This is a genomic window from Aeromonas sp. R5-4 (genome assembly GCF_040908215.1).
GTDB lineage: Bacteria > Pseudomonadota > Gammaproteobacteria > Enterobacterales > Aeromonadaceae > Aeromonas > Aeromonas veronii.
This window is the reverse complement of the sequence record NZ_JBFODG010000022.1, coordinates 157,574-181,304: the sequence shown is the minus strand read 5'-3', so window position 1 is coordinate 181,304 and position 23,731 is coordinate 157,574. Positions and strand designations below refer to the sequence as shown.

Here is a 23,731-nt window from a genome sequence, read left to right as displayed (position 1 = left end):
CTACGTGGCCTGTGTCGTGGCACAGGCTTCTGTTAGTGGGCGGAGTGGCCAGCTGACCACCCCGCCCCGTCCTTCCTTGCGACGTTCTCTTACTTGCTGACCACCAGGTCACCCAGGTAAGGGAAGTTCATCACGTTGACCACCGGCTTGATGTCGACGTTTTTCTTGGCGCCATAGGCCAGATCTTCCCAGTGCAACGGCACGTAGGCAGCATCTTCGATCAGCATGGCTTCGACCTTTTTCAGCATCTCGGCACGTTTGGCCGGATCGGTCTCTGCGTTGGCATCCATCACCAGCTTGTCAGCTTCGGCGTTGGCATAACCGGCGCAGTTGTACTGACCCATACCGGTCTTGGCGTCCTTGGTGAAGGTCAGGAACTCGAAGAAGTTCGCGGTATCTTCGGTGTCGGAGTGCCAGCCGATCAGCTGCATGTCCGCGGCGCACTTGTCAAACTCAGGCCAGTACTGGGCCACCGGCATGGTCTTCAGATCCACCTTGATGTTGATCTTGGCCAGCATGGCGGAGACAGCCTGGGCAATCTTGACGTCGTTGACGTAGCGGGCAGCCGGGGAGATGAAGGTCATCTTGAAGCCTTTCTCGTAACCGGCCTCTTTCATCAACTCCTTGGCCTTGGCCAGATCATACTGGGGCACCAGCGCCTCGTTGTGACCGGCATAGCCTTTCGGGCTCAACTGGCCAGCAGGGGTACCGAAGCCCTTGTTGATCTTCTCGACGATACCCACCTGGTTGATGGCGTAGTTGATGGCCTGACGTACACGCTTGTCTTTCAGCGCCGGGTTGGTGTTCTGGTTCAGCTCGATGATGATGGCGCGGGTACCGGACAGGGTGACCAGCTGGGAGTCCTTGCCATTCTTCACGCGCTCCAGATCGTTCGGCGCAACCGGATAGATCATGTCCACGTCGCCACCCAGCAGGGCAGCAACACGGGTCGCATCTTCCTTGATCGGCACCACTGTCAGGTTCTCGACGTTACCCTTGGAGGCCTTGTCCCAGTAGTTGGCGTTGCGGGCATAATCCAGCTTCACACCCTGCTCGCGGAACTTGACGGTGAACGGGCCAGTACCGGAGACGTGGGTAGAGGCGTAGGAGTCGCCGTTTTTGACGATCTCGGCCTTGTCTTTGCCCGCTTCGGTCTTGCCGGTGTAGAACTTGGAGTCCATCGGGAAGATGTAGGTGACGGTCTGCAGCACCAGCGGGAACGGCTTGGCGGTGACGAGATCCACGGTGTAGTCATCGACCTTCTTCACTTCGCTGATGGGATCGAAGATCGCCTTGAAGTCGACGGAGGATTTCAGGCGGTTGACGGTCCACACCACGTCGTCAGCGGTGAAGTCGTTACCGGAGTGGAACTTGACCCCTTTGCGCAGGTGGAAGCGGACGGTCTTGTCATCGACACGCTCGAACTTCTCGGCCAGACGGGGCTCGAACTGCAGGTCCTGGGTGTAACGCATCAGGGGATCGAATACCAGGTGCGACATCTCCAGGGTCTGACCGGAGAGCTGCTCCTGCGGATCCAGCGAAGTGGCGTCAGAAGCGACACCCACCTTGATATCAGCGGCTGAGACACTGAAGGCGAAACCGGCGGCAAACAGCGCCAGGGCAATCTTGGACAATCCTTTCTTCATCTTGTTCTCCATGCTTTTGGCTTTCTTATGACACTTTTTTTGACAAGCAGACCGGCGCACCGGCGCTCTCCTAGCTTGCGATTTCCAGCCCCTCGCGGGACATTCCCTTGAACTCCGGCATGAGGGAGATCAGCTTGCGGCTGTACTCATGCTCGGCATTGGTAAAGAGTTTCTCGGTCTCGGCCACTTCCACCAGATGACCGTGCTGCATCACCCCGATGCGGTCGCACATCTGGCGGATCACCGGCAGATCGTGGCTGATAAACAGCATGGTGAGCTGGAGCTCCTGCTGCAGATCCTTGAGCAGGTTGAGGATCTGGGCCTGCACCGACACATCCAGCGCCGAAGTCGGCTCGTCGCAGATGAGAAAGCGCGGGCGAGTGGCCAGGGCGCGTGCAATGGAGATGCGCTGGCGCTGGCCGCCGGAGAACTCGTGGGGATACTTGACCCCGGCACCACGACCGAGACCCACGTGATCCAGCAGATCGCCGACGATCCCCTCGATCTGGCTCTCGCTGCTCGCCAGCTGATGGAAGCGGATCGGCTCGGCAATGATGTCGCGCACCTTCATCCGCGGGTTCATCGACGAATAGGGGTTCTGGAACACCATCTGCATCTGGCGACGCAGCGGGCGACGCTCGCGCTCGCTCTTGAGGGCGGTGAGATCGATCCCCTCAAAGAAGATTTTGCCGGTATCAGGCGGATAGAGACCGGTGATGGCGCGGGCAATGGTCGATTTGCCGGAGCCGGACTCCCCCACCAGACCGAAGGTTTCACCCTCGAAGATCTCGAAGCTGATGTTGTTGCAAGCGCGTACATACTGGCGGCGGCTCGGGAAGATGGAGTCCTTGGTGACGAACTTCAGATCGACATTCTCCACCCGCAGCAGCGCCCCTTCATAGGCACGCTCGTCCTGACTCTGGCCGAGCCAGTGGGTCTTGAGGTCAATATTGGTATCCGGTGCACTGGCATCCTCGATATAGGAGACCAGCGGGAAACGCACCAGCTTCACATCGGAGCGAGGTACCGCCGAGATGAGGCTGCGGGTATAGGGGTGATTGGGGCTGCCCAGTACCTGTTCGGTCAGGCCGAACTCCACCAGATCGCCGCGATACATCACCGCCACCTTGTCGGTAACGTTGGAGACCACGCCCATGTCATGGGTCACCAGCATGCAGCCCACCTGACGCTCTTTGCAGAGGGCGCGGATAAGCTGGAGGATCTGATCCTGAATGGAGACGTCGAGTGCTGTGGTCGGCTCATCGGCGATGATCAGCTCCGGATCGCAGGAGAGCGCGATGGCGATAACCACCCGCTGACGCATGCCACCGGAAAACTGGTGCGGATACTGTTTGATGCGCAGCTCCGGCTGCGGGATACCCACCGCCCCCATCAGCTCCAATGCCTTGGCAAAAGCGGCTTCGCGAGAGAGGTCGGTATTGGCCAGAATGGTCTCCACCAGCTGATGCTCAACGGTGAACAGCGGGTTGAGGGAGGTCATGGGGTCCTGGAAGATGAACCCGATACGGGAACCACGGATGGCCCGCATCTCGTTCTGGCTCTTGCCGGAGATGAGCTCGCCATTGAGATAGATATCGCCACGGGCGATGCGGCCCGGCGGGCTCAGGAGATCGATAACGGCGTTGCCGATGGTGGACTTGCCGGCGCCGGATTCACCGACCACCCCGACAATCTCACCCTTTTCGATAGAGAAAGAGAGATCCTTCACCGCGGCCAGCACCCCGTAGCGGGAGGGGTACTCGATCCGCAAGTTCTTTACTTCGAGCAAGGACATGTTTACCTCTGCGGGGGACATCCGTCCCAAATAATTCGTCCGTAAATCAGCCGCAGATGCCGGTTGTTACCTTGGGCAATATTTGCTCAATCCATGAGGCAGCGAAACCAGCGATCCGGGCGGGTTTTTTGCATTTTTTTGGAATAACCCGCGAGTAACTTAGACGGTTTGACCACGGGTGTAAATGATTGAGTTATACAATTCCGCAATGTTTTGTGCAGATAACCACCAATTCGGCAGAGATAAATGATGATTTTCATCACACAAATGGCCGGTGCGTCCGTACATCTATTGGTATCATTACTTTAATTTCAACAACAACGCAACAAGCAGCATTTATCACTATTTCCAAAACAACCACCAGCCCCGAATGAGTAGTGAATATTTATGTGAAATGGATGATAAACGGCAGCATATGCCGATGAATGAAAATTAAGCAGATATAAATCGGGGGATGCCAGAACGGTCATCCCCCGGAAGGGGGCTCTCAACCGAGCCAGAATGCCAGTAATTGCATACAAAACAGGGCGAACAGGCCGGCGATCAGATCGTCCAGCATGATGCCCAGGCCACCGTGGATCCGGCGATCAAACCAGGAGATGGGCCAGGGCTTGAGCACATCAAACAACCGGAACAGCGCAAAGCCCGCCACCACCCACTCCCAGCCGGCTGGCGCGGCGATCATGGTGACGCCAAAACCGATCACCTCGTCCCAGACGATGGCGCCGTGATCCGGCATGCCGATGGCATCGGTGGCGCTCTGGCAGATACGAATACCGACCACAAACCCAACCGCCAGCAGGGCGATAAACCAATAGGTCGGCAGCCCGCTCACCAGCAGATAGAGCGGAATCGCCGCCAGGGTGCCCATGGTGCCCGGCGCCTTGGGGCTGAGACCGGAACCAAATCCCACCGCCAAAAAGTGAAGCGGATTTTTCAGATCCAGTCGTGTCAGCTCGGGCTTTATCCTGAACAAACTCATGCGAAGTGATCCCACCCTTTCAGTTGCAACTCGACCGCTTGGTCGCCACGCAGGTAGTCGATGCCCGGCTCGCCCGCCACGATGCGGCCGATGCGGCTGAACTTGACCCCGCTGTGAGCCAGCGCCGTATCGAGCGCGCCGCGATGCTCCTCCGGTACGGTAAAGCAGAGCTCGTAGTCATCGCCACCGGCCAGCGCCAGTTGCCACGCCTCCTGCTCGCTCACCGCATCCTGCAGCACCGGCGAGAGCGGCAGCAGATCGAGATCGATCTGGGCCCGCACACCGGACGCCTTGAGGATATGGCCGAGATCCGATGCCAGACCATCGGAGAGATCCAGCGCACTGCCCGCCAGCCCGCGCAGCGCCTGACCGGCCAGAATGCGGGGATGGGGGTGGTCGAGCCGTGGCAGCACAGCTGCCAGCTGGTTCTCGTTGAGGGTGCGTTTGCCCAGCAGGTGGGAGAGCGCCAGCGCGGCATCACCCAGAGTGCCGGTCACATAGATGCCGTCACCGGCTTTGGCACCGCTGCGCATCAGAGCGCGCCCGGCAGGCACCGATCCCTTCACCGAGATGGTGATGGAGAGCGGCCCGCGGGTCATGTCTCCGCCCACCAGCGCCACATTGTAGTACTCGGCCAGCTCCAGAAACCCTTCGGCAAAACCGGCGACCCAGCCTTCGTTGATGGCAGGCAGGGTCAGCGCCAGCGACACCCAGCGCGGCTCGGCCCCCATGGCGGCGAGATCGGAGAGATTGACCGCCAGCGCCTTGTAGCCGAGATCCACCGGATCCATGTCGGGAAAGAAGTGTACGCCGCTCACCAGAGTGTCGGTGCTCACCGCCAGTTGGGTATCGGGGGGCAGGGTCAGCAGGGCACAGTCATCTCCAGGGCCCATCACCACGTCCTTGCGGGCGTGGGGGACCTTGAAGTACTTATCAATCAGCTCAAATTCACCCATACAGTAAAAAGCCAGCAATAAGCTGGCTCCTCTCTTAGATGCTGACGGACAGCAGGATCAACGCTTGTTCAGCGATTTGATCACCTTGTCCAGTACACCGTTGACAAACTTGTGGCTGTCATCGGCAGCAAAAGCTTTGGCCAGCTCGATCGCTTCGTTGATGACCACACGCGGCGGTACATCATCACGACGGGTCAGCTCGTAGGTCGCCAGACGCAGGATCGCCTTGTCCACCATGTCCACTTCATCCAGCGGACGGGAGAGGAAAGGTGCAAACACCTTGTCCAGCTCGCTGCAGTGGAGGGCTACCCCGAACAGCAGATCGCGGAAATAGTTCAGGTCTACACCCTTGGTGTCCTGATCGATCTTGAACTGCTCTTCGATGTCACCCACGTTAGCCTTGGTCATCTGCCACTGGTAGATGGCCTGGGTGGCGCAATGGCGGGCTTTACGGCGCTCAGACGGTTTCAATGTACTTCTCCTCGTTACACGTCCAGTTCTTTCAGGACGTTGATCATTTCGAGCGCTGCCAGTGCAGCCTCTGCACCCTTGTTACCCGCCTTGGTACCTGCACGCTCGATGGCTTGTTCAATGTTTTCAGTGGTCAGCACACCGAAGGCAACGGGAATTTCATATTCCATCATTACCTGGGCCATGCCCTTGCTGTTCTCGTTTGCCACCAGGTCGAAGTGATAGGTGCCGCCACGGATGACAGTACCGACCGCCACGATGGCGTCGTATTGACCACTCTTGGCCAGCTTCTTGATGACCAATGGCATTTCAACCGCGCCCGGCACTTTTACCAGTGTCAGGTTGCTGTCCTGCACTTGACCTTGACGCTTCAGTACGTCCACCGCGCCGTTCACCAGACTGTCGTTGATGAAGCTGTTGAAACGGGCAACAACAATAGCAACGCGCGCCTCAGGAGCGGCGATATTTCCTTCGATAACCTTCATTGGAAATCCTGTATCTGTGCAATCAAAAGGGCCGGAGTCAAAAGTGCGCACATTCTAGCACAACAGACCCACGACAAAAACTAGCTTCATAACTCCGACAAATTCCATCTATTAACTTTTTTCACAGCCAGCCAATAAGACCCATAATACTCCCCCCCCCACAACCGCATCGTTCCAGTGCGGTAAAATAAAAACACACTGAAAGGAGTTCGAAATGTTGTATTTAAAACGTGCGGCATTGATATCTGCAATCATCGCAGCTATATCGCCTCACGCAAATAGCACACCACGCATTATTGGCGGCAGTGGTACTACCGCTCCAAGCTGGATGGTTGCCATTGGGGAAAATGTTAACGGAACATGGTTCAACTACTGTGGCGGTACTCTTATCGATCGTGAGTGGGTCGTCACAGCAGCCCATTGCGTAGAAAACCCGCAAGTAGGCAAGATGGAAGTCGTCATCGGCGTAACTGACTTGAGCAAATCCCATCAACGGACTTCGATTGATCAAGTTTTGATGAATACCGAATATCTGGTCAATCGCCTGAAATCCCTCGGTTTTGATATTCCAACCTTTGAAAAAGATATTGCCCTGCTGCACTTGGCAACACCCACAGCCAATGCTCCTATCACTGTGGCGCCATTAAATACCAAAGACACATGGGGTGGGCCAACTCAACTACGAACCTACGGTTATGGCGGCATCAATCCGCAGGCCACTATTGACAGTCCAGTACTGCAGACTATTGACCTCCCTTATCAAGGCGACAGGGACAGATGGTATGGAGACACAACCCTGAGCCATATCTTTGCCGGGCAGACCGTGATGCAGGACTCCTGCAAAGGCGATAGCGGGGGGCCATTGGTTTATATGGGACAGCTGGTCGGCATCACTAGCTATGGGGCCTTTCCATGTGCTTCCGGAGCCGCAGGGGGATACACTTATGCACCTGCTTTGGCTGATTGGATAAACGAACAAAAACACAACATTACCATTACATCACTACGCGGACTGAATGTTCCGGCAAATCAGAGCCGCTGGGCAGAATATAGACTAGTCAACCGCACCATGTTCAGCGCAACCCTGAGTGATCTGGTAACTACTGCACCTGGAATAGCCAATAACTGTAATGTTGAACTAAAACCGGGCCAAGATTGCACAATTCGCGTTCGTTTCGATGGCAAATACGCTGTTGACTCTATTCGTGCCGAAATCATTAGTATGAAAAGTACCATTGCTGGACGAGCTTCAACACTTGAAGCAGCACTTATAGGTATCACAACAAAAGAAGAACCAGCCCCCATCCCTGAACCGACACCGCAACCCGCCCAACCCTCCCAGCCGACAACCACATCAGGTAGTGGCGGTGGCGGCGGTGGTTCTATCGGTCTAGCAGCCCTGTTACTAATACCAATAGCCTGGCTGCGGCGTCGCCGTTGAAACCAACGAAAAAAAGATGACGCCATGGCGTCATCTTTTTTATCCTACAAAGATTAATTACTCGCCGATGTACTCAACCACTTCCAGACCGAAACCACCGAGGGCATGGTACTTCTTCGGTGAGCTCAACAGGCGCATCTTGCTTACGCCAAGGGCCTTGAGGATCTGGGAACCCACACCAACCCGGCGCGAGGTGCCCTGCCACTTGGCTCCTTCCGGTGCTAGCCCCTTGTCGGCGGCTTCAAAACCCTTGACCCTAGCCAGCAGCTCGGCGCCATGGGATTCCGCCCCCAAAATCACCAGCACGCCGCCCTCGTCAGCGATGCGAGCCATGGATTTGGGCAGCGGCCAGCTTCGGGCGGCGTGGCGGTCGGTCAGCAGCAGATCGCTCAGCACATCATGCAGGTGCACCCGCACCAGGGTCGGCTGGTCGGCCTGCACCTCACCCTTTTTCAGGGCAAAGTGAACCTGATTGTCGATGGTGTCGCGGAAGGTGATGAGGTCGAACTCGCCAAACTCGGTGGGCAGCTTGCACTCGGCCACCTTTTCGACAGTGGTCTCGTGCTGGTTGCGGTACTCGATAAGGTCGGCGATGGTGCCAAGCTTGATGCCATGCTCCTCGGCGAAGATCTCCAAGTCAGGACGGCGCGCCATGGTGCCATCTTCGTTGAGGATCTCGACGATGACGGCGGCCGCCTCGAAACCGGCCAGACGGGCCAGATCGCAGCCCGCTTCGGTGTGACCGGCACGGGTCAGCACGCCGCCATCCTGCGCCATCAGCGGGAAGATGTGGCCCGGCTGCACCAGATCGGCCGCCTTGGCATTGGGCGCAACAGCGGCCTGCACGGTCACCGCACGATCGGCGGCGGAGATACCTGTGGTCACCCCTTCTGCCGCCTCGATGGAGACGGTAAAGGCGGTGGAGAACTGGGCATTGTTGCGATCCACCATCAGCGGCAGCGCCAATTGCTTGCAGCGATCCTGGGTCAATGTAAGGCAGATGAGGCCACGGCCGTAGCGGGCCATGAAGTTGATATCCTCCGGACGGACGCAGGAGGCGGCCATGATGAGGTCCCCTTCGTTCTCCCTGTCTTCGTCATCCATCAGGATCACCATCTTGCCAGCCTTGATATCGGCAATGATTTCCTGGGTTGTGCTCAGCGCCATGGGCTACTCCATCAGTGTGCTTGGGGGTTGAGCCCGCAGGCTCAACGCAAATGCGTGTGTATGTTGCTCTAGATTGGGGCTAGCGGCTCCATTTCAATCAGAGCGGGATCACAGAAAATCGTTTTGGGGGCCAGATTTAGCGCACACCGTCAGAGAAAACCGGCCTTGGCCAGCGTCTCCATGGTCAGGGTCGAGGCGCTGCTCTCCTGACTTTTTCCCATCATCAGCCGCTCCAGATAGCGGGCGATCTGATCCACCTCGAGGTTGACCTTGTGGCCCGGCTTCCAGCTGGCGATGGTGGTCTCCTGCGCGGTGTGGGGCACGATAGTCAGGCGGAAAAGGTCCCCCTGCACCGCGTTGACGGTGAGGCTGATGCCATCCACAGCAATGGAGCCTTTCTCGGCGATATAGCGGGAGAGCTCGCTCGGCGCCTTGATCCAGTACTCGATGGAGCGGCCGCTGCTGGAGACGCTTTTCACTTCCCCTACCCCGTCTACGTGGCCGGAGACCAGATGGCCACCGAGGCGGGAGGTGGGCATCAGCGCCTTCTCCAGGTTGACCCGATCGCCCACTCTGGCGGCGGCAAAACCGGTGCGTGACAGGGTTTCCAGCGACACGTCGGCGGTATAACTCTTGTCGCCGAGCGCCACCACAGTGAGGCAGACGCCGTTGGTGGCGATGGAGTCGCCCAGTTTAACGTCACTGAAGTCGAGATGCGGCGCATGAACAGTGAGGGCCATGTCGTCGCCCTGACGGCGCAGTTCGGCCAGGGTTCCCACCGCTTCGATAATTCCGGTAAACATGCAGATCACCTTGCTGATGACGGGGCAGATTATGCCCCCTTGAACATTGATAAATCAGGCTATTTTGGCGGTAATGCGAATATCCGGCCCCACCATGCGCACATCCTTGATGGCGAGCTTGGGGGCCTGGAACAGCCGGGTCAGACCCGGCAGATGGAACAGGCCGCGCCCTTCGTCACCCATCAGTTTGGGCGCCTGATAGAGCACCAGCTCATCCACCAGCCCTTTTTCCAGCAGAGCGCCGCACAGCCGTGGCCCCGCCTCGACCAGTACCGAGTTGACGTTCTGTTTGGCCAGCAGCATGAAGAGGCTAACCAGATCCAGCTTGCCATCCAGCAGCGGCAGCTCCAGCTGCTGCACCCACTCGGGCCACTCGCCAGACGCCTTGTGACGGGCCAGCAGCACTGGGCTCTCGCTCTGGAACAGCGGCAAGTCGGGTGTGAGGCGGTTTTGCGAGTCGACGATGACCCGCAGCGGCTGGCGCAGGGTCTCTTTGGGATAACTTGCCTTGACCGAGGGGGGAAGCTCGTCCCAGCGCACGGTCAGAGAGGCACCGTCAGCCAGCACGGTTTCGGCGCTGGAGAGCACCGCATCGTGGCGGGCCCGCAGCCGCTGCACGTCACGGCGCGCATCCGGGGAGGTGATCCACTGGCTCTCGCCGCTCGCCATGGCGGTGCGGCCATCGAGGCTGGCCCCCAGCTTGACGGTCACCCGCGGGAAGGCGGTACGCATCCGCTTGAAAAAGCCCGGGTTGAGCGCTTCGGCTTCACTCGCCAGCAGGCCGAAATCGGTCTTGATCCCCGCTTCGGAGAGCATCCGCAGCCCGCGTCCGCCCACCTGGGGATTGGGGTCAACCATGGCCGCCACCACTCGGGCTACACCGGCCTTGATCAAGGCTTCAGCGCAGGGGGGAGTACGGCCGTGGTGGGAACAGGGTTCGAGGGTCACATAAGCGGTGGCGCCACGGGCGTTGTCACCGGCGGCGCGCAGGGCGTAAACCTCGGCATGGGGCTCGCCCGCCTTCTGATGCCACCCTTCGCCAACCGCCACGCCATCTTTGACCAGCACGGTGCCGACGCAGGGGTTGGGGGCCGTGGTGTAGCGACCGCGGCGGGCCAGTTCGAGGGCCCGACTCATCCATTGGTAATCATCTTGACTAAACATTCGGGCTCCTTTGACAACACATCTCGGCTTTACGCAGTATCGTAGGTTCGATTAGCGCAGCGTAATCGGACGCGGCAACATGGGTGAGAATGGCGGTTTACTTCTCCAGCTTGGCAATCTCTTCACCGAACTCGCGAATATCTTCGAAGCTGCGATAGACGGAGGCAAAGCGGATATAGGCCACCTTGTCCAGACTCTTGAGCTCATCCATCACCAGATTGCCCACCAGCTCGGAGGCGACTTCGCGCTCGCCGGTGGCACGCAGACGGGATTTGATATGGTTGACCGCCTTTTCGATGGCCTCCATGCTCACCGGCCGCTTCTCCAGCGCCCGCAGGATGCCGGCACGCAGCTTGTCTTCGTTGAACGGCTCGCGGGAACCGTTGGACTTGATGACGCGGGGCATCACCAGCTCGGCCATCTCGAAGGTGGTAAAACGCTCGTGACAGAGCAGACACTCACGACGGCGGCGCACCTGATGGCCTTCTGCCACCAAGCGGGAATCGATCACCTTGGTATCAACCGCACTACAGAATGGGCAATGCATCGGACCTCCGGCGTTAATGGAACAGGGACCGGCCCGGCGGGCCAGGATCTAGGTCGGCCAGTGTAGCACGGCCATCCAAAACCGGTAAAAGCCAGAAAAAACAATGCCACCCGCAGGTGGCATTGGTCTCAAACCGGATGGTCTGACTTATCAGCCATAAACCGGGAAGCGGCGGCAGATATCCAGCACCTTCTCGCGCACGGTGGCCAGCACGGCATCGTTATCGTGGTTGTCCAGTACGTCGCAGATCCAGTGGGTCAGCTCGATGGACTCGGCTTCCTTGAAACCGCGGCGGGTAATGGCCGGGGTACCGATCCGCACACCGGAGGTGACGAACGGGGAACGCGGGTCGTTGGGCACGGAGTTCTTGTTGACGGTGATGTTGGCTTTGCCCAGCGCAGCGTCAGCATCCTTACCGGTCAGCTCGCGGCCGATCAGATCAACCAGCATCAGGTGGTTGTCGGTACCGCCGGAGACGATCTTGTAACCGCGCTCGATAAAGGTGGCAGCCATCGCCTTGGCGTTTTTCACGACCTGAGCCTGATAGGTCTTGAACTCGGGCTCCAGCGCCTCTTTGAAGGCAACGGCTTTACCGGCAATGACGTGCATCAGCGGGCCACCCTGACCACCCGGGAAGACGGCGGAGTTGAGCTTCTTGTAGAGCTCCTCGTCGTCAGCGGCGGAGAGAATCAGACCACCGCGCGGACCGGCCAGGGTCTTGTGGGTGGTGGAGGTGACCACGTGAGCGTGGGGAACCGGGTTCGGGTAAACGCCAGCGGCAATCAGACCAGCCACGTGGGCCATGTCGACAAACAGGTAGGCACCGACCTTGTCGGCGATTTCGCGCATGCGGGCCCAGTCAACGATGCCGGAGTAGGCAGAGAAGCCACCGATCATCATCTTCGGCTTGTGCTCGACAGCCTGACGTTCCATGTCGTCGTAGTCGATCTTGCCGGACTCATCGATACCGTAAGGCACGATGTTGTAGAGCTTGCCGGAGAAGTTGACCGGAGAGCCGTGGGTCAGGTGACCACCGTGGGCCAGGTTCATGCCCAGTACTGTGTCGCCCGGCTGCAGCAGGGCCATGTAGACGGCACTGTTGGCCTGGGAGCCGGAGTGCGGCTGCACGTTGGCGTAAGTGGCACCGAACAGCTCTTTGGCGCGCTCGATAGCCAGGGTTTCGACCACATCCACATACTCGCAACCACCGTAGTAACGCTTGGAGGGGTAACCTTCGGCGTACTTGTTGGTCAGCTGGGAGCCCTGGGCTTCCATGACACGGGGGCTGGTGTAGTTCTCAGACGCAATCAGCTCGATATGCTCTTCCTGACGACGGGTTTCGTCTGTGATGGCCTGCCACAATTGCGGATCATAATTGGCGATGGTCATGTCACGTTTCAACATCCGTTTCTCTCCTGAAAATCGTTTGCGCGTTAGGTGAAGTGGGCGCGGGCATTGTAACGTGAGCTGGATCAAAGAGACAGTCCAACCACCTAAAAAAATGTTGAATTTATGTTGTAAAAAGCAAGATTCCCTCCCAGTTCAATACTCTGGCCGCTCCGCCAAACGGCACATTTTTCATCCCGCTGCGGGCGGGCAAAACCCGAAGGGGATCACAACGCCCTCTTTATCCATCCTGTAACATATTCATTCGAAACAAATTTAATGATGATGGAGCTGATTGCAGCCATGCATCCGAGGGGCTGCACCTAACCGGAGGAGTTCAAGATGGACCATCTGCTGACATTCGTGATCCTGGCTGTCTTTTTTCTGTTCTACTGGGTCTACTACACCAGCCAACGCAAACATCTCCCCACCACCTCGTGGGATCAACTCCCCACCAAAGCCGAATATCTGGCGGCCCACCCTGAATCAGTCGATGGCGACATCATCTTCTGTTATCACTGCGGCCACCACGAGTTGCTGGAGGTAGGTATGGTGCACCTGACCGATTTTCGCCGGGAATGGGTCTGCGCCAAGTGCAAGCAGGTGCTATTTCGGGAGATCGAATAACGGCGCAGGGGCTGGCCACCCTCCCTAAACGCCGTACATCGCCAGCAGGGATCAGAACGGCGCATCCCTGTTGGCCACCAGCCACTGCTGCAACCCGCTCAACGCCGCGTCAAATTGCGCCCCGATTGCCGCAGCCTCACCGCCCCCCGCCTCAAGAGCAGCACAGTGGCTGGCAAATTCGGTCAACCCCAGCGCCAGCGCACTCCCCTTGAGCTTGTGCGCCAGCTGACGTTGCTCTTTCCCCTCACCCTGAGCCAACTTATCTACCAACACCCGCCCTTGCGACTCAAACAGCGCGACCAGCTGGCGGATCCGCGCCATGCCGAGCAGGGGCAGATCGGCATCCAGCACCGGATTGGCCCACTCAGGCTGGTTAGTTGGGGGCACGGCTACTGATAACTGCGCCTGCGGCTCGATAGAGGCGCCCTCTTGCCGAAACAGCTGATCGATGGCGTTCGCCAGCACCGCCAGCCGCACCGGTTTGCCGACAAAATCGACGAAGCCGGCGGCAAGGCAGTGGCGGATATCCTCCGGATACATCTGGGCCGAGATGGCGATGGCGGGCAGCGGCCGCTCATGCATCTCCTCGCTGATGGCTGCCAGATCCTCGCGCAGGGTCATGCCGTCCATATCGGGCAGATTGATATCGAGCAGCGCCAGCTCGAAGGGACGCTCGGTCACCAGCGCCAGCGCACTGCGACCATCCTCCGCTAGGGTGACGCGATGGCCGAGGCGGGTCAGCATGCCGTGCGCCACCAGCCGGTTGATCTCGTTATCCTCTACCAGCAGGATGTCACGGGACTGGCCAAGGTGCAGCGGTTGCGCCTCGGCAGGCAGCTGGGCACTCGAGCGTTGCAAGGGCAGGCTGAAGCTGAATTCACACCCCTTGCCCGGTTCGCTGACAAGGTTCAGCTCCCCCCCCATGGCAGTCACCAGCTTGCGGCTGATTGCCAGCCCCAGTCCAGTGCCGCCCTGATGGCCCACGTCCCGCGTACGCTGGCGAAACGCCTCAAACACCGCCGCCTGCTCATCGACCGGAATGCCGGGGCCGGTATCGCGCACCACGAAGCGGATACAGGGCTCGGCGCAAGGGCCGTGGCAGACAAGAGGCGCCACCGTCAGGGTAATCTGGCCACGGGCGGTAAACTTGACCGCATTGCCGAGCAAGTTGCCGAGCACCTGGCGCAGCTTGCCCAGATCCCCCTCGACCACAGGCGCCAGCTCGGGCGCATATTCCAGCGCCAAAGTGACCCCCTTGGCCGCCGCCTTTGGCCGGAGCAACGCGCTCAGCTCATCCACCAGCTGGAACAGGGGGAAGGGTTCGCGGCGCGCCTCCACATGGCCCGCCTCGATCTTGGAGTAGTCGAGAATGTCGTTGAGGATCTCCAGCAGGGATTCGCCGCTGTGCTCGATGGCGGCCAGATAGCGCTGCTGGGTTTCGCTCAGGTGGGTATCTTCCAGCAGTGTCAGGCCACCCAGAATGCCGTTCATCGGAGTGCGGATCTCGTGGCTCATGGTGGCGAGAAAAACCGACTTGGCGCGGTTGGCCTGCTCTGCCTCGGCGCGGGCCTGCCGCTGCTTCTCCACCTCCTCATTGAGCCGCTCGTTGGCGTGGCTGAGCTGGCCGGTGCGCTCCTCGACCCGCAACTCCAGCTCGCGCTGATAGCGGCCCAGCTCCACCGCATTGTCACGAAACACCTGCAAGGCCCGCCCCAGCTCCGCCAGCTCATCGCGCCCGGAGTTGGCGATCGGCTCAAGGGGGGCCAGATCCCCGCGTGCCAATCGGCTCATCCCCGCCACCGCCCGTTGCAGCGGCCAGACGATCCGGCCGTAGACCATGCGCCACATCAACAGCATCAGTAGTAGCAGGGTGAGCAAGCCAATGCCCATCAACGCCTGCTCCAGCAGCCTGAGGCGCTGACTTAGCGCCTGCTGGCTCTGCCCCAGCGAATCGCGGGCACGGCTGACCAGCTCTCCGACCTGCTGGTTGAGGCTGCTCATCAGGGCCTCATTGGCATTGGCCAGCACCCTCAGCGCCTCCCCCTTGCCGAGCCAGTCGCTGCGCAGTTGTACCAGCTTGTCGCTCTGCGCCAGCACGGTCAGCGCCTGCTCCACCGCCTGCCGGCGGGCCGGATCGGTCACCGCCCCGGCCCGCAGTTGCAAGATGGCCAGCTCCCGCTGCCCCTCTTGCAATAGCGTTTGCAACTGTTCCTGCCGTTCGCTGCGCCACATCTCCTCGATGCGCTGCTGCTGCATCAGGGTGCGATGGCGCAGCTCGGTCATCTGCTCCAGCCAGTCGAGATCCTGCTCCAGCAGGCGGTCCAGCGTCCGGGTCGCCTGCGCGCCTTGCTGTTGGTAGAGGGAACCCAATCCCGCCACCATCACGGTTTCGGCGTTCTCCATCTGGCTGCGCGCCAGCTCGGCGATCTGTCCGGCCGCCGCCACCAGACGGGCCCGCTGCGCCTCCCCCTGCGCCATCAGGGTCAACCTTTCCCCCACCAGCCAGCCCTGCTGGCCCAGATTGCCGATAATGCTCTGACTGAGCTGATCGAGGCTTGTTGAACCCTGCCCACGGCCGAGTTGCGCCAGCACCTGTTGCAGTTGTTGCCCCTGCAGGGTGAGCAAGCGTCCCTGATGTTCCCGCTCCTGCTCGCTGGTCGCGGTGGCCAGCAGCCGCGACGCACTCTGGATCTCGCCGCTGAGGCGAGAGAGCGTGCGGGCCAGATCCTGATCGGCCAGCGTCTGCTGCACCCCTTGCTCTAGCTGGCGCAGATGGCTAAGCCCCACCCAACCCAGCAGGGAGGCACTCAGTGTGAGTAATGCCATCAAGGAGAAGGCCAGCAGCAACTTGCCACCCAGGCCGGAAAAGATTCTCACGGGAAGTCCCTTGGTTGTGGTCGGCTTTGACCGGATAATATGGCCCAACACTTTAACAAAACCCCTGACCATGCGAAGCGTCTATCTCTCCCCGTTGTTGCTGATCTGGTTGCTAATGCTTCCCCGCGCCGCCCTCGCCTTTGCGGTCGATATCTGGCCCGGCGGCGAATTCAGCGGCCAGCCGCTGCGCCAGCAGTGGCCGGAACCCGCTGCCGCAACCAAACCGCTGACCCTCTGTGCCCTCTACCCCCATCTGCGCGACGCCTACTGGCTTTCGGTCAATCAGGGCATGGTGGACGAGGCGAAGCGGTTGGGAGTCAAGTTGCAGATCCACGAAGCGGGGGGCTATGGCGCCCTCGCCGAGCAGCGCCAGCAGTTGCTGCGCTGCGTGCAGGAAGGGAGCGACGCCATCTTGCTCGGCGCGGTGAGCTATCAGGGCTTGCGCGAGGCCATCAAGGTCACGCCGCTGCCGGTCTTTGGGTTGGTCAACGATCTGCCGAGCGGTCTGGTGCAGGCGAAGGTGGGGGTCTCCTGGTACCAGATGGGCTGGCAAATTGGCCACTGGCTGGCGCAGCGCCACCCCGCCGGCAGCAAGCCGGTCTCGGTCGCCCTCTTCCCCGGCCCGCAGGCGAGTGGCGGCAACAACTTTGTCGAGCCGGGCTTTGCCGACGCCATCAAGGGGAGCGCCATCAAGCTGGTCACCACCGAGCGCGGCGACAACAGCCGGGAAATCCAGCGCACGCTGGTGCAGCAGACGCTGGCCCGCTATCCCGACCTCGACTATCTGGTGGGGGGCGCCATCGCCGCCGAAGTGGCGGTCAACGAGCTGGCGCAGCGCCATCTCGACAGGCCCCAGGTGCTGAGCACCTACTTCAGCCACGGGGTACAGCGGGGCCTGCGCCGGGGCAAGATCCTGGCCGCCAACAGCGATCAGATGCGGCTGCAGGGGCGCCTTGCGGTCGCTCAGGCGGTCTGCCTGCTGCAACACCCTGATGCCAATGCCGAGCAGTGCCCGCGGGTGATGGGGCCACCCATTCTGACGCTGCCTGCACCGCTGACCGACCCCGCCGATTCCCTCTCGGATGGTGCTTTTCGCCCCGTCTATCGGGTCGAATAGCCGTTCCAAATCCGATCAGCACACTCAAGGAGAAGAGATGAAAGAGTTACATGCCAGCTGCCTGTGCGGCGCCGTCGCCCTGACCCTGCCGGATCAGTTCGACTATATGGGGAACTGCCACTGCAGCGAATGCCGCAAGTTTTCAGGGGGAGATTACGCCTCGGTCGGCGGACTGGATGGCAGCAAGGTCACCATAGTGAAGGGAGAAGAGGCCATCGGCCGCTACCGGAAATCGGCAGAGACCACCCTGGCCTTCTGTCGTCACTGCGGCTCCAGCCTGTTCAGCCAGAAGAGCAGCAGCGGCAAGATCAACCTGCGCCTCGGGGTACTGGACGATGTGCCGAGCCAGCGACCCGCGTTTCACATCTTCGTCGGCTCCAAGGCGCCCTGGCACCAGATTGGCGACGACTGCCCGCAATTTGATACCCGCCCGCCGGTCTGATACCCGGTCAAACAGGTCAAGGCCACCGCAACGAGGTCAGGAGGCTATCTCACCGGCAAACAGATAGCCTTCACCATGGACGGTGACAAACAGCTGGGGATCCCGCGGATCCGCTTCCATCTTGCCGCGCAGCCGCCGGATCAACACGTCTATGGTGCGATCGCTCGGGCCATCGCCGCGATGGCTGATGAGGGTCAGGATCCGCTCCCGACTGAGCACCCGCCCGGCATGGGCGACAAAGGCCACCAGCACTTCATATTCGGCCTTGGTCAGACGCACCGGCACCCCGTCCTTGCTAAGCTGGCGGCGGGGAATGTCAAAACGCCAGGGGCCGAAGCGCACCGCATCGTCAGTGACCGCAGGCTCGCTCGGTGCGGCGGCCGCCAGCGAGATCCGCCACAGCAGATTCTTGACCCGCACCAGCAGCTCCCGCAGCTCGAACGGCTTGGTGACATAGTCGTCGGCCCCCATCTCGAGGCCGACAATCCGGTCCACCGCATCGCTGCGGCCGGTGACCAGAATGATCCCCACCGTGCTGCGCGCCCGCAGTTCACGGGTCAGCAGCAGACCATCTTCCCCCGGCAGGTTGATATCCAGCATCACCAGATCGACTGTTTGTTCCGCCAGCACGGCGCGCATCTCCTGGCCGTTTTCGACCGCCGTCACCCGATAGCCCTCCCGCTCGAAATAGCCGGTCAGCTTCTCGCGGGTAACCGCATCATCTTCAACAACCAGAATGTGGTAGCTCATGGGCAGGGTTCACGATGGTCGACAAGGGAGGATTATTCTATTCACATTTTGTCATAAATACCCCTATTTCATTAATTTGTGGCGGCAGCCCTGTTCACAACGCCTCCCTATCATGGCTCCCATCAAAAAAGTGATGTGAGAGAGCATGATGAAAAAACTGTGGCACTTCCTGCGCACCCCCAGCCGTCGCTGGTCGGTACTGGCGCTGCTTCTGGTGGGCGTCGGCGTCACCCTCGCGGGCACCGTCGGCCTGCACTACGGCTTTGAGAAAACCAGCAGCCTCGAATTCTGTATCTCCTGCCACTCCATGAAAGACACCGTCTATCCGGAGTACAAGGAGTCCATCCACTTCAAGAATGCCTCAGGGGTACAGGCGGTCTGTACCGACTGTCACCAGCCGAAGGATTTCGTCGGCAAGGTGGCCCGCAAGATGGAGGCGGCCAACGACCTCTATCAGGAGTACATAGGCCACAGCATCGACACCCAAGAGAAGTTCGAGGACCGGCGTCTGCATCTGGCCGAGAAGGTGTGGGCACGGATGAGCAGCCAGAACTCCAAGACCTGCAAGTCCTGCCACAGCTACGACAACATGGATCACGCCAAGCAGTCCCCGGCGGCAGCGCTGGCGATGAAAGATGCGGCGGCGAAGAACATGAACTGCATCGAGTGCCACAAAGGCATCGCCCACGAACTGCCCAACATGGCGGGCGGCTTCCGGGCCACTTACGCCACCCTGGTTAACGACGCGCAAGAGGCGCCAGCCGCCGAGACCCTCTACAACCTGGGTGAAAAAGATCTCTACGCCAGCGAACAGAGCACCGACCCGGTCGGCAAACTGCTGCCCGCCTCCCGTATCGACGTGGTGGACCGCAGCGGCGATCGCCTCAAGGTGACCATCGAAGGGTGGCGCGAGAGCGATGGCAAGGGCCGGGTGCTGAGCGAATATATGGGCAAGCGGGTCTTCGTCGCCACCATCCGTGACGAACTGAAAGCGAGCGAGAAAGTGCTCAAACAGGAGACCGACAGCGCCACCCATATCAAGTGGGAACAGGTTCAGGTGCAGGCCTGGGTCGATGGCAAGGGCTTTGAGTCCTCGCTCAAGCCGATCTGGGATTACGCCGGCGAGATGTACAAATCCACCTGCAACTCCTGCCACGGCGCGCCGGATCCCGCTCACTTCACTGCCAACGGCTGGATCTCGGGGCTCAAGGCGATGTCTGCCTACTATCGCCTGAGCAAGGAAGAGGAGCGCACCCTGCTCAAATACCTGCAAAACCATGCCGCCGATACCGGTGGTCAGGGCAGCCACTAAGTCCGGATTCGAAAGAGGAATAACAAGATGATAAATATTTCCCGTCGTGGTTTTCTGGGTGGCTTGCTGGCCAGCGGTGCCTCTGCCCTGATCGGCCCCTCCCTGCTCGGTCGCGCCGTGATGGCCGCCGAGTCTGGCGACAAGCTGGTGCAGTCCGGCTCCCACTGGGGCGCCTTCCGTGCCCGGGTGGTCGATGGGCGCTGGGTCGAGACCCAGCCGTTCGAGCATGACAAGCACCCCACCGACATGCTCAAGGCCTTGAGTGAGGTGGTCTACAACCCCTCCCGCATCCGCTACCCCATGGTGCGACTGGACTGGCTACGCAAGGGCCACCAGTCCGACACCAGCGAACGCGGCCAAAACCGCTTCGTGCGGGTCACCTGGTCCCAGGCGCTCGATTTTTTCTATCACGAGCTGGAGCGGGTACAGAAGACCTATGGCCCGAGCGCCCTCTATGCCGGTCACTCCGGCTGGCAGTCGGTGGGCAAACTGCACTCCGCTGGTGCCATGCTGGGACGCGCCATGAACCTGCACGGCACCTATCTGGCCAAGGCCGGTGACTACTCCACCGGTGCCGCCCAGGTGATCCTGCCCCACGTGGCGGGCGCCATGGAGGTGTATGAACAGCAAACCTCCTGGCCGCTGGTGCTGGAGCACAGCAAAACCATCGTTATCTGGGGCTCCGATCCCATCAAGAACCTGCAGGTGGGCTGGCTGGTGCCGGATCACAGCGTCTACGACTACTGGGCACAGCTGAAAGAGAAGGTAGCCAAAGGCGAGATCCGGGTGATCAGTGTCGACCCGGTCAAATCCAAGACCCAGAAGTACCTCAATTGCGATCAGGTGACCCTGAATCCGCAAACCGACGTGCCGCTGATGCTGGGCATCGCCCACACCCTCTACAGCGAGAAGCGCCACGATGAGGCGTTCCTGAAGAACTACACCACCGGCTTTGACAAGTTCCTGCCCTATCTGCTGGGCACCAGCGATGGTCAGGTGAAGGATGCCGAGTGGGCCGCCGCCATCTGTGGCGTACCAGCCGAGACCATCCGCGAGCTGGCACGCGCCATGAGCAGCGGCCGCACCCAGCTTATCGGCGGCTGGTGCGTGCAGCGCATGCACCACGGCGAGCAGTACGCCTGGATGCTGGTGGTACTGGCCTCGATGATTGGCCAGATCGGCCTGCCAGGTGGCGGTTACGGCTTTGGCTGGCACTACAACGGGGCGGGCACCATCACCTCCAGCGGCCCCATCATGTCCGGTTTCAGCTCGGTCATTCCCGGCGTTAAACCACTCCATGACGGCGACTGGAAGGGCTACTCCAAATTCATTCCGGTGGCCCGCTTCGTCGACTGCATCCTCAATCCGGGCAAGCAGATCGCCTTCAACGGCCAGACCATCACCTACCCCCACATGAAGATGGCGGTGTTCTGCGGCAACAACCCGTTCCACCACCAGCAGGATCGCAACAAGATGGTCGCGGCCTGGCGCAAGCTGGAAACCGTGGTCAGCATCGATCACCAGTGGACCGCCAGCTGCCGCTTCGCCGATATCGTGCTGCCCGCCACCACCACCTATGAGCGGGATGACATCGAGCAGTGGGGCTCCCACTCCAACGCGGGCATTCTGGCCATGTACAAGGTGGTAGAGCCGCTGTTCGAGGCGCGGGATGACTACGACATCTTCGCCGATCTCTGCCGTCGCTTCGGTCGTGAGGCCGAGTTCACCGGCGGCAAGAGCAAGCTGGAGTGGATCCAGAGCATCTATGACGACGCCCGCCTGCAGGGTCGCGGCATCGGCATTCGTCTGCCCCGTTTCAGCCAGTTCTGGCACGGCGAGGGCTTCGTCACTTTCCCGGCGGGCCAACCCTGGGTGCGCCACGAGTCGTTCCGTCAGGAGCCGGATCTGGAACCCCTCGGTACCCCGTCTGGCCTTATCGAGATCTACTCCAAGACCATTGCCGACTACGGCTATGGGGATTGCCCGGGCCACCCGGTCTGGATCGAACCCTACGAGCGCTCTCACGGCGGGCCGGGCAGCAAACAGTACCCGCTGCACCTGCAATCCTGCCACCCGGACAAGCGGCTGCACAGCCAGCTCTGCTCCTCCGACAACTATCGCGCCACCTACACGGTGCAGGGTCGCGAACCTGTCTATATGAATCCGCAGGATGCCAAATCCCGCGGCCTCAAGGACGGCGATCTGGTGCAGGTGTTCAACGGTCGCGGTCAGGTATTGGCCGGTCTGGTGGTGAGCGATGACTACGCCCCCGGCGTGGTGCGCATTCAGGAAGGAGCCTGGTATGGCCCGCAAGAGGGTGGCAAGGTCGGGACTCTCTGTACCTACGGCGATCCAAACGTGCTGACCGCCGACATCGGCTCCTCCAGCCTGGCGCAGGCCACCACGGCCCATACCGCGCTGGTGGAGATCGAGAAGTTCCGCGGACAGGCGCCCGCCGTCACTGCCTTCGGCGCGCCGGAATCGGCCAAGGGCATCGACCCCATGTTCCCGGCACTCTGACCCCTGGGGGACGAAAGCGCCCCCTTGAGTTTCCTTTATTTTTAAAGTCGTTAGAATCGGGAGCCATCAAGGCTCCCGATTGCCATCCACGGAGGAAAAATGCAGGAATTTATGGCTACCAGCGAACGCCGGGCCGAACTCTACTGGTGGTTCTCCACCCTGTTCGCCGCCGAACTCAGTGATGAGCAGATCGCCGAATATGACACCTATGATGTGCGAAGCTTCCTGAAAAGCCTCTCCACCCTGGATCCGATGCGCGAAGCCGTGGCCGAGCTCAACGATGCCATCGCCCGCCTGCTGGTGCGCCCGGATCGCCAGCTGGAACTCGCCGCCGACTTCGCCGGCCTGTTTCTGGTGGATCCCAAACAGGGCGCCCTGCCCTATGAATCGCTCTACCGCGGCGGTGCCAAGCTACTGATGCAGGCCCCGATGGCCGAGATGCAGGCCCGCCTCGATCGCCTCGGCATCAATGTCAGCGATAAATACAAAGAGCCTGCCGACCATCTGGCCATCGAGCTGGATCTGATGGGCAATCTCATCATCCGCGCGGCGGAAGCCAAGAGCGCAGCCGAGCGGGAACGCTGGCTCGACGAGCAGGAAGCGCTGCTGCACGGGCATCTGCTGGGGTGGTTCGACAAGTTCGAAAGCGCTTGTCGCGCCGCCGACCGATTTGGCTTCTACGGCGCCAGTGCCCGTCTGCTGGGGGTCTTCCTCAAGATGGATGCCAACTACCTCTCTCTGGTCAAACCGGCACCGTCTGCCGACTGAGGCCGCGATGAAGACAGCCCTGCTTCTGATTGCATGCTGGCTGCTGGCCCTGATCCCGCTGGATCAGGGCATTACTCCCCTGATCGCGCTGCTGTTCAACCCGGATCGCGAGCTCTACGGCACCGCCCAGCTCACCGGCTTTGCCGGCATCCTGCTCACCCTCTACCTTGCCAATCTCGGCGTCGAGGTGGTGTTGCGCCGCCGCTTCCAGATCGCCGGCATGCTGGCGCTGCTGGCCGCCTGGATCGACTTCATCAACAGCAGTGGCAGCGAGTCGCACTTCCTGCTGCTCTATCTGCTTGCCCTCCCGTTCCATCTGCTCGGCTGGCTGGTATTTGTGCGCGGTATTCAGGCGTTTGGTCGCCAGAAGGGATAACCACTCGCCCCCTTTTTCCATCCTTTTTATCAGGTTTTTCTGCCTATTCTTGCCGTCAAAACAACCAGATAACTCCGCTTGACTCCCGGCCAAACAGTT

The 23,731-nt window shown here is 60.4% G+C and carries 21 protein-coding genes; 8 read left to right on the top strand and 13 right to left on the bottom strand.

Translation table 11 applies throughout. From position 1 onward, the window contains the following. Positions 1-89: 89 nt before the first annotated feature. The 6 genes from AB5Y83_RS11370 to ribE all read right to left on the bottom strand — a co-directional run bounded on the left by AB5Y83_RS11370 (position 90) and on the right by ribE (position 6,335). Positions 90-1,646 (bottom strand): ABC transporter substrate-binding protein, encoded by a 1,557-nt coding sequence (locus tag AB5Y83_RS11370; RefSeq protein WP_021230378.1) that lies wholly within the window; start codon positions 1,644-1,646, stop codon positions 90-92. A gap of 70 nt (positions 1,647-1,716) precedes the next feature. Beyond that, the gene (locus tag AB5Y83_RS11365; RefSeq protein ID WP_368175181.1) at positions 1,717-3,441 is read right to left on the bottom strand and encodes a dipeptide ABC transporter ATP-binding protein; all 1,725 of its coding nucleotides are present in this window, start codon (positions 3,439-3,441) and stop codon (positions 1,717-1,719) included. A gap of 487 nt (positions 3,442-3,928) precedes the next feature. Then, entirely contained in the window at positions 3,929-4,423 is a 495-nt protein-coding gene (locus tag AB5Y83_RS11360; RefSeq protein WP_021230380.1) for a phosphatidylglycerophosphatase A, read from the bottom strand. Then, positions 4,420-5,379 carry a thiamine-phosphate kinase gene (gene thiL, locus AB5Y83_RS11355; protein ID WP_026034998.1) on the bottom strand — a complete coding sequence of 320 codons (960 nt, stop codon included), beginning with the start codon at positions 5,377-5,379 and terminating at the stop codon, positions 4,420-4,422. The genes AB5Y83_RS11360 and thiL overlap by 4 nt, the downstream gene beginning before the upstream one ends. 57 nt (positions 5,380-5,436) lie before the next feature. Beyond that, complete coding sequence (nusB, locus tag AB5Y83_RS11350) at positions 5,437-5,850, bottom strand: transcription antitermination factor NusB (protein WP_043822847.1); 414 nt, start codon at positions 5,848-5,850, stop codon at positions 5,437-5,439. A 14-nt stretch (positions 5,851-5,864) separates the two neighbouring features. Next, entirely contained in the window at positions 5,865-6,335 is a 471-nt protein-coding gene (gene ribE, locus AB5Y83_RS11345) for a 6,7-dimethyl-8-ribityllumazine synthase (protein WP_005338866.1), read from the bottom strand. A 214-nt stretch (positions 6,336-6,549) separates the two neighbouring features. Here ribE and AB5Y83_RS11340 point away from each other — a divergent pair, with 214 nt between their 5' ends. After that, on the top strand, positions 6,550-7,776 hold the full coding sequence (locus AB5Y83_RS11340; RefSeq protein ID WP_041236048.1) for a trypsin-like serine protease: 1,227 nt from the start codon (positions 6,550-6,552) through the stop codon (positions 7,774-7,776). A gap of 57 nt (positions 7,777-7,833) precedes the next feature. Here AB5Y83_RS11340 and ribBA read toward each other — a convergent pair whose 3' ends face one another. From ribBA to glyA, 5 genes are all read right to left on the bottom strand, one after another. Beyond that, complete coding sequence (gene ribBA / locus AB5Y83_RS11335; protein ID WP_368175180.1) at positions 7,834-8,943, bottom strand: bifunctional 3,4-dihydroxy-2-butanone-4-phosphate synthase/GTP cyclohydrolase II; 1,110 nt, start codon at positions 8,941-8,943, stop codon at positions 7,834-7,836. Positions 8,944-9,092: 149 nt separating this feature from the next. Beyond that, complete coding sequence (locus AB5Y83_RS11330) at positions 9,093-9,746, bottom strand: riboflavin synthase (RefSeq protein WP_368175179.1); 654 nt, start codon at positions 9,744-9,746, stop codon at positions 9,093-9,095. 54 nt (positions 9,747-9,800) lie between these two features. Then, positions 9,801-10,910, bottom strand: a complete 1,110-nt coding sequence (gene ribD, locus AB5Y83_RS11325) for a bifunctional diaminohydroxyphosphoribosylaminopyrimidine deaminase/5-amino-6-(5-phosphoribosylamino)uracil reductase RibD (RefSeq protein WP_368175178.1) — start codon at positions 10,908-10,910, stop codon at positions 9,801-9,803. Between the two features lie 97 nt (positions 10,911-11,007). Beyond that, positions 11,008-11,457 (bottom strand): transcriptional regulator NrdR, encoded by a 450-nt coding sequence (nrdR, locus tag AB5Y83_RS11320; protein ID WP_005338880.1) that lies wholly within the window; start codon positions 11,455-11,457, stop codon positions 11,008-11,010. Between the two features lie 150 nt (positions 11,458-11,607). After that, a complete protein-coding gene (glyA, locus tag AB5Y83_RS11315; RefSeq protein WP_005338884.1) occupies positions 11,608-12,861 on the bottom strand; it encodes a serine hydroxymethyltransferase in 1,254 nt (417 codons plus the stop codon). A 324-nt stretch (positions 12,862-13,185) separates the two neighbouring features. Between glyA and AB5Y83_RS11310 the strand changes: the two genes are divergently transcribed. After that, complete coding sequence (locus tag AB5Y83_RS11310; protein WP_100654434.1) at positions 13,186-13,470, top strand: hypothetical protein; 285 nt, start codon at positions 13,186-13,188, stop codon at positions 13,468-13,470. Positions 13,471-13,521: 51 nt separating this feature from the next. Here AB5Y83_RS11310 and torS read toward each other — a convergent pair whose 3' ends face one another. Continuing rightward, on the bottom strand, positions 13,522-16,347 hold the full coding sequence (gene torS, locus AB5Y83_RS11305) for a TMAO reductase system sensor histidine kinase/response regulator TorS (RefSeq protein ID WP_368175177.1): 2,826 nt from the start codon (positions 16,345-16,347) through the stop codon (positions 13,522-13,524). Between the two features lie 70 nt (positions 16,348-16,417). Here torS and torT point away from each other — a divergent pair, with 70 nt between their 5' ends. Continuing rightward, positions 16,418-17,464, top strand: a complete 1,047-nt coding sequence (torT, locus tag AB5Y83_RS11300) for a TMAO reductase system periplasmic protein TorT (protein ID WP_368175176.1) — start codon at positions 16,418-16,420, stop codon at positions 17,462-17,464. Positions 17,465-17,501: 37 nt separating this feature from the next. Continuing rightward, positions 17,502-17,906, top strand: coding sequence for a GFA family protein (locus AB5Y83_RS11295; RefSeq protein ID WP_139732875.1), 405 nt, complete (start codon positions 17,502-17,504; stop codon positions 17,904-17,906). 36 nt (positions 17,907-17,942) lie between these two features. Here the strand turns inward: AB5Y83_RS11295 and torR are convergent, their stop codons facing one another. Further along, positions 17,943-18,656, bottom strand: a complete 714-nt coding sequence (gene torR / locus AB5Y83_RS11290) for a two-component system response regulator TorR (protein ID WP_204385129.1) — start codon at positions 18,654-18,656, stop codon at positions 17,943-17,945. 145 nt (positions 18,657-18,801) lie between these two features. On the opposite strand from torR, the gene torC reads away from it, so the two are divergent. The 4 genes from torC (at position 18,802) to AB5Y83_RS11270 (ending at position 23,632) form a co-directional block, all read left to right on the top strand. Then, positions 18,802-19,968 (top strand): pentaheme c-type cytochrome TorC, encoded by a 1,167-nt coding sequence (torC, locus tag AB5Y83_RS11285; protein WP_005343495.1) that lies wholly within the window; start codon positions 18,802-18,804, stop codon positions 19,966-19,968. 27 nt (positions 19,969-19,995) lie between these two features. Further along, positions 19,996-22,488 (top strand): trimethylamine-N-oxide reductase TorA, encoded by a 2,493-nt coding sequence (torA, locus tag AB5Y83_RS11280; protein ID WP_368175175.1) that lies wholly within the window; start codon positions 19,996-19,998, stop codon positions 22,486-22,488. Between the two features lie 99 nt (positions 22,489-22,587). Beyond that, positions 22,588-23,256, top strand: a complete 669-nt coding sequence (gene torD, locus AB5Y83_RS11275) for a molecular chaperone TorD (RefSeq protein ID WP_368175174.1) — start codon at positions 22,588-22,590, stop codon at positions 23,254-23,256. Between the two features lie 7 nt (positions 23,257-23,263). Further along, a complete protein-coding gene (locus AB5Y83_RS11270; RefSeq protein WP_042080620.1) occupies positions 23,264-23,632 on the top strand; it encodes a hypothetical protein in 369 nt (122 codons plus the stop codon). Positions 23,633-23,731: the final 99 nt, after the last annotated feature.

Coding starts and splice junctions, on each gene's coding strand:
- AB5Y83_RS11310 (WP_100654434.1), top strand. CDS start 13,186: ATGGACCATCTGCTGACATTCGTGATCCTGGCTGTCTTTTTTCTGTTC.
- AB5Y83_RS11370 (WP_021230378.1), bottom strand. CDS start 1,646: ATGAAGAAAGGATTGTCCAAGATTGCCCTGGCGCTGTTTGCCGCCGGT.
- AB5Y83_RS11360 (WP_021230380.1), bottom strand. CDS start 4,423: ATGAGTTTGTTCAGGATAAAGCCCGAGCTGACACGACTGGATCTGAAA.
- glyA (WP_005338884.1), bottom strand. CDS start 12,861: ATGTTGAAACGTGACATGACCATCGCCAATTATGATCCGCAATTGTGG.
- torT (WP_368175176.1), top strand. CDS start 16,418: ATGCGAAGCGTCTATCTCTCCCCGTTGTTGCTGATCTGGTTGCTAATG.
- ribE (WP_005338866.1), bottom strand. CDS start 6,335: ATGAAGGTTATCGAAGGAAATATCGCCGCTCCTGAGGCGCGCGTTGCT.
- torD (WP_368175174.1), top strand. CDS start 22,588: ATGCAGGAATTTATGGCTACCAGCGAACGCCGGGCCGAACTCTACTGG.
- torR (WP_204385129.1), bottom strand. CDS start 18,656: ATGAGCTACCACATTCTGGTTGTTGAAGATGATGCGGTTACCCGCGAG.
- torA (WP_368175175.1), top strand. CDS start 19,996: ATGATAAATATTTCCCGTCGTGGTTTTCTGGGTGGCTTGCTGGCCAGC.
- torC (WP_005343495.1), top strand. CDS start 18,802: ATGATGAAAAAACTGTGGCACTTCCTGCGCACCCCCAGCCGTCGCTGG.
- ribD (WP_368175178.1), bottom strand. CDS start 10,910: ATGTTTAGTCAAGATGATTACCAATGGATGAGTCGGGCCCTCGAACTG.
- nrdR (WP_005338880.1), bottom strand. CDS start 11,457: ATGCATTGCCCATTCTGTAGTGCGGTTGATACCAAGGTGATCGATTCC.
- thiL (WP_026034998.1), bottom strand. CDS start 5,379: ATGGGTGAATTTGAGCTGATTGATAAGTACTTCAAGGTCCCCCACGCC.
- AB5Y83_RS11340 (WP_041236048.1), top strand. CDS start 6,550: ATGTTGTATTTAAAACGTGCGGCATTGATATCTGCAATCATCGCAGCT.
- AB5Y83_RS11295 (WP_139732875.1), top strand. CDS start 17,502: ATGAAAGAGTTACATGCCAGCTGCCTGTGCGGCGCCGTCGCCCTGACC.
- AB5Y83_RS11365 (WP_368175181.1), bottom strand. CDS start 3,441: ATGTCCTTGCTCGAAGTAAAGAACTTGCGGATCGAGTACCCCTCCCGC.
- ribBA (WP_368175180.1), bottom strand. CDS start 8,943: ATGGCGCTGAGCACAACCCAGGAAATCATTGCCGATATCAAGGCTGGC.
- AB5Y83_RS11330 (WP_368175179.1), bottom strand. CDS start 9,746: ATGTTTACCGGAATTATCGAAGCGGTGGGAACCCTGGCCGAACTGCGC.
- AB5Y83_RS11270 (WP_042080620.1), top strand. CDS start 23,264: ATGAAGACAGCCCTGCTTCTGATTGCATGCTGGCTGCTGGCCCTGATC.